The sequence below is a fragment of the Halobacillus sp. HZG1 genome (genome assembly GCF_035818575.1).
In the GTDB taxonomy this organism is placed as follows: Bacteria; Bacillota; Bacilli; order Bacillales; family Halobacillaceae; genus Halobacillus; species Halobacillus litoralis.
Window position 1 is genome coordinate 72,516 of sequence record NZ_JAYLVQ010000038.1, and the last position, 14,306, is coordinate 86,821.

At 43.4% G+C, this 14,306-nt stretch carries 15 protein-coding genes and 1 other RNA gene; 9 read left to right on the forward strand and 7 right to left on the reverse strand.

From position 1 onward, the window contains the following. Nucleotides 1–11: 11 nt before the first annotated feature. The 3 genes from smpB (at nucleotide 12) to VKA52_RS05885 (ending at nucleotide 1,655) form a co-directional block, all read left to right on the forward strand. On the forward strand, nucleotides 12–476 hold the full coding sequence (gene smpB / locus VKA52_RS05875) for an SsrA-binding protein SmpB (RefSeq protein ID WP_089651385.1): 465 nt from the start codon (nucleotides 12–14) through the stop codon (nucleotides 474–476). A gap of 97 nt (nucleotides 477–573) precedes the next feature. Next, nucleotides 574–936: a transfer-messenger RNA gene (gene ssrA / locus VKA52_RS05880) on the forward strand. Nucleotides 937–1,229: 293 nt separating this feature from the next. Beyond that, the gene (locus VKA52_RS05885; protein ID WP_160911582.1) at nucleotides 1,230–1,655 is read left to right on the forward strand and encodes a universal stress protein; all 426 of its coding nucleotides are present in this window, start codon (nucleotides 1,230–1,232) and stop codon (nucleotides 1,653–1,655) included. Nucleotides 1,656–1,734: 79 nt separating this feature from the next. Here the strand turns inward: VKA52_RS05885 and VKA52_RS05890 are convergent, their stop codons facing one another. Further along, nucleotides 1,735–2,175 (reverse strand): DUF2512 family protein, encoded by a 441-nt coding sequence (locus VKA52_RS05890; protein WP_326314538.1) that lies wholly within the window; start codon nucleotides 2,173–2,175, stop codon nucleotides 1,735–1,737. 106 nt (nucleotides 2,176–2,281) lie between these two features. Next, the gene (locus VKA52_RS05895; RefSeq protein ID WP_326314539.1) at nucleotides 2,282–3,223 is read right to left on the reverse strand and encodes an arginine deiminase family protein; all 942 of its coding nucleotides are present in this window, start codon (nucleotides 3,221–3,223) and stop codon (nucleotides 2,282–2,284) included. A 121-nt stretch (nucleotides 3,224–3,344) separates the two neighbouring features. On the opposite strand from VKA52_RS05895, the gene VKA52_RS05900 reads away from it, so the two are divergent. After that, on the forward strand, nucleotides 3,345–4,661 hold the full coding sequence (locus VKA52_RS05900) for an amino acid permease (protein ID WP_326314541.1): 1,317 nt from the start codon (nucleotides 3,345–3,347) through the stop codon (nucleotides 4,659–4,661). Here the strand turns inward: VKA52_RS05900 and VKA52_RS05905 are convergent. The 3 genes from VKA52_RS05905 to VKA52_RS05915 all read right to left on the reverse strand — a co-directional run bounded on the left by VKA52_RS05905 (nucleotide 4,650) and on the right by VKA52_RS05915 (nucleotide 7,411). After that, a complete protein-coding gene (locus tag VKA52_RS05905; RefSeq protein ID WP_326314543.1) occupies nucleotides 4,650–5,405 on the reverse strand; it encodes a YqcI/YcgG family protein in 756 nt (251 codons plus the stop codon). The genes VKA52_RS05900 and VKA52_RS05905 overlap by 12 nt on opposite strands. A 62-nt stretch (nucleotides 5,406–5,467) precedes the next feature. Then, nucleotides 5,468–6,085 carry a LysE family translocator gene (locus VKA52_RS05910; RefSeq protein ID WP_160911590.1) on the reverse strand — a complete coding sequence of 206 codons (618 nt, stop codon included), beginning with the start codon at nucleotides 6,083–6,085 and terminating at the stop codon, nucleotides 5,468–5,470. A gap of 699 nt (nucleotides 6,086–6,784) precedes the next feature. Continuing rightward, nucleotides 6,785–7,411 carry a spore coat protein gene (locus VKA52_RS05915; RefSeq protein WP_442788826.1) on the reverse strand — a complete coding sequence of 209 codons (627 nt, stop codon included), beginning with the start codon at nucleotides 7,409–7,411 and terminating at the stop codon, nucleotides 6,785–6,787. A 416-nt stretch (nucleotides 7,412–7,827) separates the two neighbouring features. Here VKA52_RS05915 and VKA52_RS05920 point away from each other — a divergent pair, with 416 nt between their 5' ends. Next, on the forward strand, nucleotides 7,828–8,433 hold the full coding sequence (locus VKA52_RS05920) for a YpjP family protein (RefSeq protein ID WP_160911594.1): 606 nt from the start codon (nucleotides 7,828–7,830) through the stop codon (nucleotides 8,431–8,433). Between the two features lie 30 nt (nucleotides 8,434–8,463). Here VKA52_RS05920 and VKA52_RS05925 read toward each other — a convergent pair whose 3' ends face one another. Beyond that, nucleotides 8,464–8,835: a winged helix-turn-helix transcriptional regulator gene (locus VKA52_RS05925; protein WP_326314545.1), complete on the reverse strand. Its 372-nt coding sequence runs from the start codon at nucleotides 8,833–8,835 to the stop codon at nucleotides 8,464–8,466. A 152-nt stretch (nucleotides 8,836–8,987) separates the two neighbouring features. On the opposite strand from VKA52_RS05925, the gene VKA52_RS05930 reads away from it, so the two are divergent. Then, nucleotides 8,988–9,968, forward strand: a complete 981-nt coding sequence (locus VKA52_RS05930; protein ID WP_326314546.1) for a zinc-binding dehydrogenase — start codon at nucleotides 8,988–8,990, stop codon at nucleotides 9,966–9,968. 17 nt (nucleotides 9,969–9,985) lie between these two features. Continuing rightward, nucleotides 9,986–10,480: a lactoylglutathione lyase family protein gene (locus VKA52_RS05935; RefSeq protein WP_160911600.1), complete on the forward strand. Its 495-nt coding sequence runs from the start codon at nucleotides 9,986–9,988 to the stop codon at nucleotides 10,478–10,480. Nucleotides 10,481–10,537: 57 nt separating this feature from the next. On the opposite strand, the gene murB is transcribed toward VKA52_RS05935, so the two are convergent. Further along, nucleotides 10,538–11,458: a UDP-N-acetylmuramate dehydrogenase gene (murB, locus tag VKA52_RS05940; protein ID WP_326314547.1), complete on the reverse strand. Its 921-nt coding sequence runs from the start codon at nucleotides 11,456–11,458 to the stop codon at nucleotides 10,538–10,540. Between the two features lie 254 nt (nucleotides 11,459–11,712). Here murB and VKA52_RS05945 point away from each other — a divergent pair, with 254 nt between their 5' ends. Together VKA52_RS05945 and ilvD are read left to right on the forward strand one after the other, a co-directional pair. Next, nucleotides 11,713–11,871 carry a DUF1540 domain-containing protein gene (locus VKA52_RS05945; RefSeq protein WP_160911604.1) on the forward strand — a complete coding sequence of 53 codons (159 nt, stop codon included), beginning with the start codon at nucleotides 11,713–11,715 and terminating at the stop codon, nucleotides 11,869–11,871. Between the two features lie 195 nt (nucleotides 11,872–12,066). Next, nucleotides 12,067–13,767 (forward strand): dihydroxy-acid dehydratase, encoded by a 1,701-nt coding sequence (ilvD, locus tag VKA52_RS05950; RefSeq protein WP_326314548.1) that lies wholly within the window; start codon nucleotides 12,067–12,069, stop codon nucleotides 13,765–13,767. Nucleotides 13,768–14,306: the final 539 nt, after the last annotated feature.

Genomic DNA, 14,306 nt, shown 5'->3' on the forward strand with positions numbered 1-14,306 from the left:
GAGGAAAAGGTATGCCAAGAGGACATGGAAAAACGTTAGCTCAAAATAAAAAAGCCCGTCACGATTTTGCCATTGAAGAAACGTTTGAAGCAGGAATCGTTTTACAGGGCACAGAAATCAAATCGATCCGTAATGGACGTTTGAACTTGAAGGACAGCTTTGCCCGCATCAATAAAGGTGAAGTGTATCTGCACAACATGCACATTTCTCCATACGAGCAGGGGAATATTTACAACCATGAACCCACTCGGGCACGTAAGCTGTTGCTGCACCGAAAGGAAATCAACCAACTGATCGGCCAAACACAACAGAAAGGCTATTCTTTAGTTCCATTGAAGGTCTATATAAAGAATGGTGTGGCTAAAGTGCTGGTTGGAGTTGGTCGAGGCAAGAAGAAATATGATAAGCGGGAAGATCTGAAACGTAAACAGCAGAAGCGTGAAATCGACCGTGCGATCAAGGACAGTCTTCGATGACGCCTACCCCTTGAAAAATATTATATTTCTGCTATAATAATATTTGTCGTCAACACGACATGGATAAACAGCTTGACTGTTATCCCTTAATCCTAACGGGGACGTTACGGATTCGACGGGGATAGGTCGAGCTCGGGTTGCGAGTCGAGCGACGCCTCGTAAAACCGTCATTTGCCTAAATATAACTGGCGAATCTAACGAAAACCTAGCTGTAGCTGCGTAAGTAGTCTATAGCTGATCCTTCCTGGTATCGCCCATGTGCTAGATGAAGGGTCTCAAACTAAAGTGGGCTACGCGTTTTTCCACCGCCTGAGGAAAAACGAAGAGAACAATCAGGCTAGCTCCTCGGAAGCCTGTTGGTAGGCTGAAGAGGCAGTGAAATATAATATATCAACTACGCCCGTAGAAGCCCGAGTGCCGATATCTCCGGACGTGGGTTCGACTCCCACCGTCTCCACCAATACATATATTGGTGGTTTTTTTATGCTTCATTTTCCCCACAGGGGTTTTTCACGCCCTCTTCACCTCTCATTCATAATAGACTCCTTAAGAAAACGAGAATCCTTAGCAATGAATTTTTTGTATTTATAAGAGAGTAGATTTGATAAAATAGTTATAAGTAAACCTTTAGCCTAACGCTTGAATCATCAAAAGTCGTCTAAGGTTGGGGAGCTTATTTCATAAAATGAAAGCGATTTCTTTTTTTATGGTGAAGCTATCTATTCATTATTTTCTATGAAGGAGAGAATGTAAATGGCAGAAAAAATTCTAGTGCCGATTGATGGTTCGGATTTTTCGATTAGAGCTTTACAACATGCAATGGAGATAGCAAAAGCAATGGGGGCTGAGATTATTCTCTTAAATGTTCAATATAATTATAATTCCCCTAATATTAATCGGTTTGTAAGCAGAGAAGAAGTGCGTCAATACCAGCAGGAAAACGCTAAAGAAGTAATTGATGAAGCCTTAAAAGCATTCGGTAATTCTGAGATTCCCGTACACACAAAAATGAGAATTGGTTCACCCGACTTTGAAATTGCTAAAGAAGCAAAAGAATCAAATGTCTATAGTATCGTTATGGGGTCTCGAGGATTAGGTGCAATCAAAAGTAAGATTGTGGGCAGTGTTAGTTTTAATGTTTTGCATGTAGCTACCTGTCCAGTCACAATGGTTAAATAATTCAAAACAGGAAGAAGACAAGCAAATGTCCATAAAAAAAGAAGACCTGGCCCCCTTGATGTTGGGACTAGGTCTTACATTAATTCCTATCTTTATTTTTGTATGGCGTTAGTTCTTGAGAGGCTTCTGTTCGTAAATTTCCATTCGGTACCGATGCTTCGCCTTCTGGGTCATCATCACTTTCCAAGGTTCTAACGACAGATTGATGGAAAAAGTATTCAAATATGGCTAATGAAACAGTGGAAAGAATGGAGGCCGTGAACACGTCCAGGCTTGTGGAAATGGCGCCAGTCATAAAGTAAATGAAAATGAAAATGAACACAAGATCAAATAATGTCGTTGTGATGTTTTTTGCGCGGTCAAGAACGATACGATCCCCGGTGGCATAACCTACCAGACTTAGGACAAAGCTGATCAGAAAAACATCTCCAAACGAAATCTTAAATCCTCCACCTAAAATGAGGAAAAGGATGACAAATGTAATGATGAATTTCATTACGAATAGTTTTACATGTTCCAAATGCACACCTCCTCGGTCCTATCCTTTCTCACTCCATCGTCCATCATTCCTACTTAAATGAATAGCTCGTTTATGTTAAGCTTTTGGCCCTGCTTCAGAACGCTTTCTATCGTCGTTCAATAGGCAAGGTCATACATCGAATTCCGCCTCCGCCCGCTTCTAATTCATCAACATCCACTTCAATCAGCCGTTTCTTTTTCAATTGTTCAATGTGGAAAATCTTTTTGTGGGCTTTCGTGCTGATTAATAACGTTTCAGGATTCAAATTCAAAAAGTTGATATCAGCCACGGTATGTTTCACTTCATCGGTCCAAATGATTTCAAACCCATGACGGTGAAGGAATTCGTGCATCATGACATAGGAGGATCCGTTTGCAGATAAAACCTCGACAGGAAAATAGCGCATATAACTTTTGGCCAAAGCTAGTCCATGTCCTGCAATATTGAAGTTCATATCAAGGTGCATCGTATCTCCACGACGGGGAAGGTCGATGATCCCCACTTCAGAAAAACCGAGAGGGGTTAATTTCTCTTTTAATGCCTTTGCGCTTTCGTAGCTTGACCGCATTCCTACATTGATAAAGACCGCATCCTTGTTTAAAACGAATACATCCCCGTTCTCAAGTGCATTTACTGTATCATTTCGGTGGATGGAGAAATGTCTTTCATCAAACCACTGCTCAAAAACTTTATGGGCATGAATGTACTCAGGCCTTCTCATGGTAGTACCCGCTTCCCCGGGAATTACCTGATTCCCGAACACGCAAGCGAGGTCACGGACAAAAACGCGGTTGATCAATTGTTCATGGAACGCCCGTTCCTCACTCTTAAGAAAAGTGGAATAATCAATGACTTGCACACCTTCGTTACTCATGGCGTCCACCATTTTGTTAAAACAATGTCTTGTTTTATCGCTGTCAGCTGTCTTCTCCCAACGAAGATCTGTTGCCGTTTGTTTATCAGGGACATGGAGGACGGAAGGTTTACAAACGACAACACTTTTAAGTTCATCGAATTCATTCCAGCAATGAGGGGTCAATGAGATCATGAATATCACGCTCCTTTTTTCATCTCTTGATACTTTCTCCTCATCACGAAAAAACATTCTTGCTCTCCCGCACATAATCCTGACGATTCATTTCAAACTAATTGCAGGAGGAGGGGTGGGAATGACGGACGTACATAAAAAAGGGAAGCTATCCTGGTGGCAGCTCTCATTCATTGGAATTGGGTGCATTATTGGAACAGGCTTCTTTCTAGGATCGAGCATTGCTATCGAAAAAGCAGGACCTGCTGTGCTGTTAGCTTATTTATTGGCGGGGATTGGGACTTATATTGTTTTCCGTTCGCTCGCAGCTATGACGGCGACCCATCCTGAAAAAGGGTCATTTCGTACTTATGCCAAACAAGCCTTTGGACCATGGGCTGGATTTAGTAACGGCTGGGTTTACTGGTCCTCGGAAATGTTAATCATGGGGAGCCAGCTGACAGCCCTCGCCATATTTGCGCAGTTCTGGTTTTCTAAGGTCCCACTGTGGATGCTGGCTTGTGTTTTTGCCGTTCTTGGTCTCTTAGTGCTTTGGCTAGGTGTGAGACAAGTAGAGCGGATGGAGAATGTTTTCGGACTGATAAAAATTTCTGCGATCATCATGTTCATTATCATTGCGCTCCTCGCTATGACTGGAAATATCGGTGGAGGAACACCGAGGCCTTTGACAAGTCCGCGGGCTTCTTTTTTTGATGGGGATTGGTCTGGTCTTTGGGTCGCTTTGCTCTATGCGTTTTATGCATTTGGAGGGATAGAAGTCATGGGGTTGATGTCTAATGAATTGAAAGATCCAAAAGATGCACCCAAATCAGGGACACTGATGCTGATGGTCCTCACCGTGGTTTACGTGACCGCCTTTTATTTTGTGATTAAGCTCACTTCATGGAAGAACATATCGACAGACGAAAGTCCTTTCCTCACAGCCTTAACGGAATATTCTCTTCCATGGGTGCCACATGTTTTCAATAGCGTTTTAATTATTGCCGGATTCTCCACCATGGTCGCTTCCCTTTATGCTGTGACGACGATGTTGATGACGTTAAGTGAGGAAGGGGACGCACCAGGGGTATTTGCAGAAAAAGAAGAGGGGAAAGTCTCAAAGCCTGCGTTTCTTCTGACGATTGTCGTCGTCATTCTTTCTATTTTACTTGCCGTACTCCTTCCTAATCGTATTTTTGAATATGTAACGACTGCAGCAGGGTTGATGCTCTTATACAACTGGGTATTTATCCTATTGTCTTACCGGAAATTGATGGTGAAAGGGAAAAAGGGAGTGACGCTCGTATTCTTCGGTATCAGCCTGATCGGTGCTGCCATTACGGGAACATGGATGGACGCCATGACACGAATCGGATTTTTAGTAAGCCTTTCATTCTTGGTCCTCATCGCAATAGCTACATGGGTGAAGCAAAAGAAAACACCCCATTCAGGGGCGTAAACTTTTCCACTTTTCTTTCAAAGCTGTAAAAGGACATTGGGGCAAAGTCGACTCATCGTCTTTTAAGAAGTACTGCTTCCACTCATGGTTATCTTTTTGTCCATACCACTTTAAGGCAGGGTGTGAAGGGACGCCGTCATACTCGACCAGGCGCTTCCGGATCACCTTTTTAATTTTTCTCCCAAACGGAGTAGAGTCATTGATTTCCTCAAAAACCCAACGGGGTTGGAAAGCGAGGAGCAGACAAGGAAAGCGGCGGCTGTTTCTTATTTCATGAACAGGTGTTGCACAGAAAGCGAAGTAAGGTTCCCCATTGAAACAAAATTCCCAAGCAGGGTCCTCAGGGTCTCGCGGGATGTCTTCAGGCCAGGGGGCAGGATCTTTTTTGTGTATTTCATTGAGTATGGTCCAGAAAAGCTCTTCATATCCATCGATGGTTGTTTGTTCATCCAACAAGGCTCGGGTATCACAAAAGATGACAAGAGAAGCATAATTCCCTGTGTCTCTTGAAACTTCCCCATAATCTTTTAATAAACGAGCCAACTGATCAGTACTATTATCTGTACGTGGATCGTCCAAGAACCCGAAACGCAGCATATTTTTCATGAACCCTTGTATGCCGGGTACACACGGATAAGGGGTTTCCCGCTGATTCATCATGCTCGAAAATTGTTCGTAAACCTCATACTGCCAAAGGTTCAAATCGATCACGTGGTTCTCTATATCTTCTTTGGTGTACAACATAAGAAATCTCCCTCCTAGGATACATCCATATCCTATTGGAGAGAGCATATATAGGTGACTGTCTATCCAACAAACATCTTGATTGCCTGATATCCAAAATAAAGCCCGAAGCCAATCAGCATAAGTCCTGAAAGTACAGAAACGCCTCGGAGCAATCTTGATGTCATCCATCTTCTAGCACCTGAAGCGGCTCCAGCCATCGTCAGGTCCCACAACATGATTCCAATAAAAATTCCCCCGCTGTAAACAAGAAGTTGAGCTTGTTCATATTGAGAAGAGATTTGAGCTAAAATGGAACCATAAATACCGATCCAGAAAAGAATATTCAAAGGATTGGATAACGCCATAAGAAACCCTGTCCGAAAAGCTTTCTTTTTTGTGGAAGAAAGGGAACGATCCGTTTCTTCTGTATGGGAGGCAGTCATACTTTCTATGCCTGTATAAATCAGTACGAAAGCACCGAAAGACCAAAGGAACGTTTTTACTAAAGGCAGTTCTACGTATTGAGCAAGTCCAAAGTAAATCAGGAGCATAAATAAGGCATCTGCACACATCGCTCCTACTCCCACAAGCCAGGCATGCCAAAAACCATACCGAATCCCCTTGTCAAACTGGGCAGCATTGATGGGACCAATGGGAGCAGATAATGATAGGCCGAGAAGAATATAACTGAAAAGCAAGATGAGCTGCCTCCTTTATAGGTGCATGTCCCTATACTATATTAAAACGTTGCTCCTTGTATTAATAAAATCCTAAATTCCCTAATTCCACTATAGCTCCCTTTAGTTGAAGACTCAGTTTCGAGACTTCTGTTGGGTGGATGGGGCTGCGGGGAATAGCTCGCTTTCCGCGGGAGCGCGGTGAGCCTCCTCGGACTGCGTCCTGTGGGGTCTCACCAAGCACTTTTTTCCCGCAGGAGTCTCGCCATTCCCCTCCGCCCTTTTATCATAAAAGGTTCTCGAAACCACTACTATAAGGACAGCTTGTATGATTATTAGAAATGGATGAAAGAACACCTCGCCTAGCACAGAAAAACCTAATCCAGAGCGCTTTTCCCCCTAACAGTTGGATAGTAGAAGACCATCAAACTTGGTAAAGGGGTTCGACACTCATACATCGAATGGGGTGGTTGGGAAGCTGCGAGACTCCCGCGGGAATGGATTGGCTGGCAAGACCCCACAGTGCGAAGCACGAGTAGGCTTGCCGTCATCCCCGCAGGAAAGCGAGTAGCTTCCCAGCCACCCCTGACGCTCAATCCGGGCAACGAACCCCGTAAAGTCTCGAAACTGAGTCTTCAAGAAACCTGCCATAAAGTTTAAGGTTGAATCGTATACGTATTAAACAAGGACGCCTGCTGAGAAGCGGGCGTCCTTGTTTGTTTAGTGCGGCATATTTCCTTGTGGAGCAGTTGTATAGCTTTGCAGCATTTGGTTCATGTCTTGTTGCTGCAACTGCGGAACCTGGTAGTACCCATGCTTGTTCTGATAAAGAAAAATCTCATAACTCATCTCGATGAAGTTCGGAACACTATCTGCAACCACACGGCGCAAGACAGGGTTCGTCATTTCCAGGGCAGTCATAGACAATAAAGTCGCAAGTGACTTTGTTTGTCCGAGCATATAAGCGGAAAGCCCTTTATCCGCAAGTTCATTGACGGACTGGTTCGGTTTCTTTGGTTGTCCGGGTTTGATGCCGTATACGACTTCGTTACTTTGCTGCATTTTGTATTGTTGTGTTTCTTGAGCAGGATCCTGCCCTGTACTGAAACTCTGAACAATAGTATTGTACATTTGGGTCACAAACGCATGTTGGCGCTGCTGAATGCTTTGAAGCTCTGGGTCCTGGATATGCTGGGCATACATTTGGTACTGATCAAGCATATTGATTAAGCTTGCGATGACCTCATGAGCATCAAATAACTCATGACCGCCGTGGTTTTTATTCACCATGTTTTGAGGCATTTGCTGACCTTGCTGGTTTTGATTTTGTCCTTGATTGGGATTCATATCTTTTCCTCCTCCTTTTTCATCCTTTAAGTTTTCCTTATTTTCTTGTTTCATGTACAGGGAAAGAAAACCACAACCCACATGGTAAATAAACAGAAGAAAAAGAAGACGGGCAGATAAAAGTACTAGGATGTCGATACGAACGTAGCTGATGATTCCAACCAGATGGTTAACTTGTTCAAAAGCAGATGAGGAATTTCAAAGGTATGGTTTGAATAAGGGATTTTCATAAGCGGGGAAAGTTGGCTGGCATTCTGGAAGACCGGGTATAATAGGCATTTTTAAAGACCCGAATGGTATGCGATGATTATTCAACAAAAATGTGACAATATGGAAACGGTTTCTTTTTACTTATGGACAACTTCGTAGAAAATGATAAAATGAAGTCATCCTGAAGTAGAGGGAGATTGTCTGTAATGAAGCCGTTAATGAGAAAAGTATTTGTTGTACTTATATCTGTCATGACTTTAGGCCTTTACGTTCCACCGATGCAGATCGACACAGATGCTGCTGATAAAAAAGAGCTGTCGGCTGATCGGCATGTGCAAGAAACACCTCATTCCACAAAAACAGAAGAATTACACATAGCACCTCCATCATCTGCAGCACCTTTGACCACTGATGATTGGATTGAAACCATAACGGAGCAAGCGAAAACACAGACGCTTACAAAGATGGGGCCACGAATTATTGAAAAAGTAGATGAAGATATGACTACAACGATTTTACCTAAGATCGAAGAGGTAATGGGAGAGATTCTTACATCTGCTGATGAAAACGAAGTTCCTTATTATGAAATTACTGAAGATCCGTCCCCTGGATACGGTGAAAGAATTTTTAATATCCATAACAAGCATACAGACGAAGAAGTTGCTCGTTTTCATGTCCGCAGGGATAAGCGGCCGGGTGAAGGATACTGGTTCAACTTCCATTATCATTTGCAGGAGGACAACTTCATGAAACACCATGAACTTGGCGAGATATATTGGGAAAAAAACACACCACCGAAGTGGATGTCCTAACAAAGAAAGCGACCTTACAACAGGTCGCTTTTATTTTTGCATAAAATCCCGGCCTGTCCAACAGCTGTTCATCTGAATCCCTTCATTTTCAGCGTAATCATCGCCCCATTGACACATTCCATAAAGAACCGGCTGGAGATTGCGTCCGTAATCCGTAGTAGAATAAACCACTTTTGGAGGAACTTCCTCAAAAACCGTCCGCTTTACAAGTCCATGTCCCTCAAGCTCTCTCAGTTGTTGTGTGAGCATTTTTTTTGTGATTTCAGGGATGGTTCTTCTCAATTCATTGAATCTCTTGTCCCCTTCATTCAAATGCCACAGGATTAAAACCTTCCATTTGCCACCGATTAAATCGATCACTAAATTAATGGCGCACTGGTATTCCGATTGCAGCTGTTTCATTGTGTGTCCCTCATTTCTATCCAATGATAGGTTACCCTTTAGTAACTCAGTTACTGAAAAGTGCCTTCTTGTTTCTATCTGTGCCTCTCGTTAGTATATAGTATATCGTTTCACTAATTGAAGGAAACTGTTTAATAAGGAGATGAAGACGGATGAAAGCACTGCTTTTACATGATAAAAATAAATGGAAAGAAATGAAAGTAGAGGAAGTAGAGAGACCTCACCCCCAAAAAGGAGAAGTGCTAATTGAAGTACATGCGGCAGGATTGAACCCTGTTGATTATAAGACCGCAACGAATGGCAACCCGAATTGGACGTATCCTCATATTCTGGGACTGGATGGTGCAGGAACAATTGTAGAGCTCGGGGAGGATGTGACCGAGTGGGAAAAAGGGGATCGAGTAGTCTACCATGGTGATCTATTGAAAAGTGGGGCTTATGCTCAATATGCAGTAACGACGGCCCATACGATTTCGCGAATCCCTGATAAAATCACCTTCGAAGAGGCGGCGGCCCTCCCGACAGCTGGCTATACCGCTTATCAAGCCATTCATCGTAAGCTTCCGCTCGATCAAGTGGACACCATTCTAATTCATGCAGGAGCAGGAGGAGTCGGAGGCTTCGGTATTCAACTTGCAAAAGCGGCAGGAAAGACGGTCATAACCACAGCTTCTGCTCATAACCATGATCATGTCCGTCAGTTAGGCGCAGACTTCGTTATTGATTACCGTAATGAAGATGTACATCAAAGGGTCAAGGAAATCACGGAAGGTAAAGGGGTGGACGCAGTCGTGGATGCAGTAAGCCGTGATAATGCGACAGCATCACTCGACTACCTTGCCTTTATGGGTCATTTGGTATATATCGCTGGTGCACCTGATTTCACTAAAATAAAACCCTTTACTACCGTTGTGTCGTATCACGAAATAGCCCTTGCAGCGGCCCATAGAGCGGATATAGAATCCCAAAAAGACCTTGGTTTTATCGGAGACGAAATACTCGAAATGATGGCTGATGGTAAACTTTCTTCCCTACTGGAAGAGACCATCTCATTAGAGGAAGTTCCGCAGGCCCTTGAGCGTCTGTCTGAACGTCATGTGAAAGGTAAAATCGTAGCGAAAATAAAATCATAAAGAAGGAGTTTTTTATTATGTACCCATATCCAAGAAGTTTTTCACACATCGGTTTGTCAGTTCCAAATTTAGAAAAAGCGATTGAGTTTTATACAGAATTATTCGGGTGGTATGTCATTATGGAACCGTCAGATGTCCATAACGATGATACACCAGTCGGTCAGATGTGCCGGGACGTTTTCGGCAATGATTGGGACACATTCAGAATTGCTCACCTATCCACCGGAGATAAGATAGGGATTGAACTTTTTGAATTCCCGCATCAGGAAGAGCCGGAAAACAACTTTGAATATTGGAAGACAGGCATCTTCCATTTCTGTATTCAAGACCCGAATATCGAAGAAGTTGTCGAGAAAGTAAAGGCTAAGGGTGGGAAACAACGCATGCCTATTCGCGAATATTACCCTGGTGAGAAACCATATAAGATGGTTTACGTAGAAGATCCTTTTGGTAATGTTTTCGAAATTTACACCCACAGTTACGAATTGACCTATTCCAGTGGGGCTTACTGAGAAACAAAAATTTTGGCGAGAAAATAGAAAGAGCCTGCGCTAAGCGCAGGCTCTTTTTTAGTCTTTGTCATCACCGATGATTCGTACTTCTCTTTCCAAATCGACGCCGAATTTTTCTTTCACTGTTTTTTGAACATGTTCAATCAAAGAGATGTAATCAGAAGTTGTTGCATTATCTTTATTGACGATAAACCCAGCATGCTTTTTAGAAACTTCGGCACCACCGATATTGGTTCCTTGAAGATCGCTGTCCTGTATCAGCTTACCGGCAAAATATCCAGGTGGTCGTTTAAAGACACTTCCACATGAAGGGTATTCCAGTGGTTGTTTAGATTCACGCTTGTACGTCAAGTCATCCATCACTTCTTTAATTTCCTCATACTTAGCAGGCTTCAGATGGAAGGTGGCTTCTACGACGATATCTCCATTAGCTGAAATGTTACTGGTTCGATAATCAAGATCAAGTTCAGCAGCGAGCCGCTTTACAAGGTTTCCATGTTTATCTACCACATATGCATAATCAAGCACATCTTTGATTTCTCCACCATAAGCTCCTGCATTCATGTATAAAGCACCGCCGACAGTTCCGGGGATTCCACAGGCGAACTCTAATCCGGATAAATGCTTATCAAGAGCATAACGGGAGGCATCAATGATGCGGGCACCACTTTGGGCGACCACTGTGTTGCCTTCAGAATAGATGGTATCCAGATGTTTTAAGTTGATGACGATTCCACGTATACCACCGTCTTTAATAATTAAGTTTGATCCATTGCCAAGCAGAGTGAAAGGAATGTTGTCTTCATTCGAAAGCTTAACGACATTTTGGATTTCTTCGTAGGATGTTGGAGTAATGAAAAAATCGGCTTTTCCTCCAAGCTTTGTGTACAAGTGGTCTTTCAACATTTCATCCACTTTAACATTTTCCTCTTTCACGACTTCCAACAATTTATTATAGATCTTTTGCTTCTTATCCATAAACACCAGTCCTATTTTAAGTTGATTATAATCTGATTGGACCTCAATCAGTTTTTCCAGCGACCTCTTTCATACAATTTATGAAATAACGGGGGAAAAGTTTCATTTTGACCTTATACAATCACGCTTCCTATTCTATCACAAATCGAAGATGTCATTGTGGGTGATTTTGCCTCAGGCCTTTATGGGGAGGACTGGAAAGAATATTCAAAGCCATGACAGCAGAAAATAACAGCTATAGGGAGGTGTTAGATGTGGCGCTGGATGTAAAATGTGAAGTCCGAAACTGTGTTCATAACAATGACGGGATTTCCTGCGGAGCAGATGAAATTTTCGTAGTCAGTCATAAAGGTAAAAAAGCGAGCAACAGCGAAGAAACGGATTGTAAAACATTTGAACCTGCAAATGTATAAGGTCCCCCCTATATATGGGTCTGCTTTTCAGCAGGCCTTTTTTTCATTTTTTTCTCTTAATGAAAGCGTTTTAATTGTAAGGAATGTTTATTATATTCAGAAAAATCATTGCTATGCTCCTTAGTTGTTAGTATCATCATGGTAAGTTATTTCATTTACAAAATGATACGACCATTTATAAAAGGAGTGTTAGGGATGGAGAAAACGAAAAAAGATTTAAGAATAAGAAGTAAAGACATCAGTGAAGGCGTCAATCGAGTCCCGAACCGCTCGATGTTGAGAGCTGTTGGATTTACAGATGAAGATTTCCAAAAACCTATGATTGGAATTGCGAGTACATGGAGTGAGGTTACCCCTTGTAATGTACATATCGATAAGCTAGCACAAGAAGCGAAAAATGGAGCCGGTGAAAATGGCGGAGCTCCTATGATTTTCAATACAATTACAGTAGCTGACGGAATTGCGATGGGCCACGAGGGGATGTTTTATTCCCTTCCAAGCCGTGAAGTGATTGCAGACTCCATTGAAACCGTCACAAATGCGGAAAGACTGGATGGTCTGGTCGCCATCGGCGGCTGCGACAAAACGACACCTGGCTGCTTAATATCTATTGGACGTTTGAACATTCCTTCGGTGTACGTATATGGAGGAACGATTCAACCAGGAAAGCTTGATGGAGAGGATATTGATATTGTTTCGTCTTTTGAAGCTGTAGGAAAGTACCATGAAGGACAGATCGACGACGAACAGCTGCACAGAGTTGAATGTCATGCATGTCCTGGAGCAGGTGCCTGTGGTGGAATGTACACTGCAAACACAATGGCTTCTGCTGTGGAGGCTTTAGGGATGAGTATTCCTGGTTCTTCCTCTACACCAGCGGTTAACGATTACAAAGAAACGGAATGTAAACAAGCGGGTGAGCTCGTCATCGAGCTGCTGGAAAAAGAGATCTATCCTCGCGATATCATGACAAAAGAAGCATTTGAAAATGCCATCACCGTAGTAATGGCTCTTGGTGGATCTACGAATGCATTCCTTCACCTCCTTGCCATGGCCCATTCTGCTGGAGTGGATTTGACTCTGGATGACTTTGAGCGCATCAGACAGGAAGTCCCTCATATTGCAGATATGAAGCCTAGTGGTAAATATGTCATGCAGGACTTGTATGAAAGTGGCGGTGTTCCAGCTGTTATGAAATTACTTCTTGAAGAAGGTTTATTGCATGGGGACTGCCTGACCGTTACCGGGAAAACGGTCGCTGAAAACTTGGCAGAAGTTCCTTCTCTAAAAGAAGGTCAGAAGGTCATTGTTCCGTTTGACCAGCCAATCAAAGAAAAAGGGCCACTCGTCGTTCTGAAAGGAAACCTGGCGCCAGAAGGTGCCGTTGCTAAAATGTCCGGACAGAAAATCAGCCGTTTTGAAGGACCTGCACGTGTGTACAATAGTGAAGATGAAGCGACGGAAGCGATTGTCAACGATGAGATTAAAGAAGGAGACGTTCTGGTCATACGAAATGTCGGTCCAAAAGGAGGACCAGGCATGCCGGAAATGCTTTCGATTACAGCTATGATTGTAGGAAAAGGACTGGGTGGAAAGGTTGCTCTACTTACAGATGGTCGTTTCTCAGGTGGATCCCACGGATTCGTAATCGGCCACGTCGCTCCTGAAGCAGTCGTTGGAGGTCCCATCGGCCTGCTGAAAGAAGGGGACACTATCACGATCGACAGCGATACGCAGCAAATTAATTTTGAAGTTAGTGATGAAGAATATGAGCGTAGAAAAAGCGAGTGGAGACGCCCTGAGCTTAAGCATAAACGAGGCGTACTGGCGAAGTATGCGAGACTCGTATCTTCCTCTTCCAAAGGTGCCGTTACCGACTTGGATCTTGATGAATAAAAAAATAAACTTCACTAAAGCCCGGACTACATTCCGGGCTTTTCTATGTAGTCCCAACAATATTTCACAAAAGCTCCCTATTCTTGAAGACTCAGTTTCGAGACTTTTGTTAGGTGGATGGGGACTGCGGGGAATACCTCGCTTTCCGCGGGAGCGCGGTGAGCTTCCTCGGACTGCGTCCTGTGGGGTCTCACCCTGCACTTTTTCCCCGCAGGAGTCTCGCCATTCCCCTCCGCCCTTTGCCATATAAGTATCTCGAAACCACTTCCAGGAAAGGGAAGCTTTTACTCCTAAGGAAAGTGAAGCAACATGGATTCTCCTACAACATTTTGAATGATAAAGCCTGTTATAGAGCGCTTTATCACTATAGACTCAGGATCTGTGAAAGACACTCATACGGGGCAAAGGGGTTCGTTTCTCACTTTTATCGTATGGGGTGGCTGGGAAGCTGCGAGACTCCCGTGGGAGAAAGGAGATCGGCGAGATCCCGCAGGGCGTAGCCCGAGGAAGCTCGGCACTCCCCCACAGGAAAGCGAGTA

What these genes read in the sequence shown, in the direction of transcription:
- smpB (WP_089651385.1), top strand. Translation starts at nt 12, where the DNA reads ATGCCAAGAGGACATGGAAAAACGTTAGCTCAAAATAAAAAAGCCCGT.
- VKA52_RS05885 (WP_160911582.1), top strand. Translation starts at nt 1,230, where the DNA reads ATGGCAGAAAAAATTCTAGTGCCGATTGATGGTTCGGATTTTTCGATT.
- VKA52_RS05895 (WP_326314539.1), bottom strand. Translation starts at nt 3,223, where the DNA reads ATGATCTCATTGACCCCTCATTGCTGGAATGAATTCGATGAACTTAAA.
- VKA52_RS05900 (WP_326314541.1), top strand. Translation starts at nt 3,345, where the DNA reads ATGACGGACGTACATAAAAAAGGGAAGCTATCCTGGTGGCAGCTCTCA.
- VKA52_RS05905 (WP_326314543.1), bottom strand. Translation starts at nt 5,405, where the DNA reads ATGTTGTACACCAAAGAAGATATAGAGAACCACGTGATCGATTTGAAC.
- VKA52_RS05915 (WP_442788826.1), bottom strand. Translation starts at nt 7,411, where the DNA reads ATGAATCCCAATCAAGGACAAAATCAAAACCAGCAAGGTCAGCAAATG.
- VKA52_RS05920 (WP_160911594.1), top strand. Translation starts at nt 7,828, where the DNA reads ATGAAGCCGTTAATGAGAAAAGTATTTGTTGTACTTATATCTGTCATG.
- VKA52_RS05925 (WP_326314545.1), bottom strand. Translation starts at nt 8,835, where the DNA reads ATGAAACAGCTGCAATCGGAATACCAGTGCGCCATTAATTTAGTGATC.
- VKA52_RS05930 (WP_326314546.1), top strand. Translation starts at nt 8,988, where the DNA reads ATGAAAGCACTGCTTTTACATGATAAAAATAAATGGAAAGAAATGAAA.
- VKA52_RS05935 (WP_160911600.1), top strand. Translation starts at nt 9,986, where the DNA reads ATGTACCCATATCCAAGAAGTTTTTCACACATCGGTTTGTCAGTTCCA.
- murB (WP_326314547.1), bottom strand. Translation starts at nt 11,458, where the DNA reads ATGGATAAGAAGCAAAAGATCTATAATAAATTGTTGGAAGTCGTGAAA.
- ilvD (WP_326314548.1), top strand. Translation starts at nt 12,067, where the DNA reads ATGGAGAAAACGAAAAAAGATTTAAGAATAAGAAGTAAAGACATCAGT.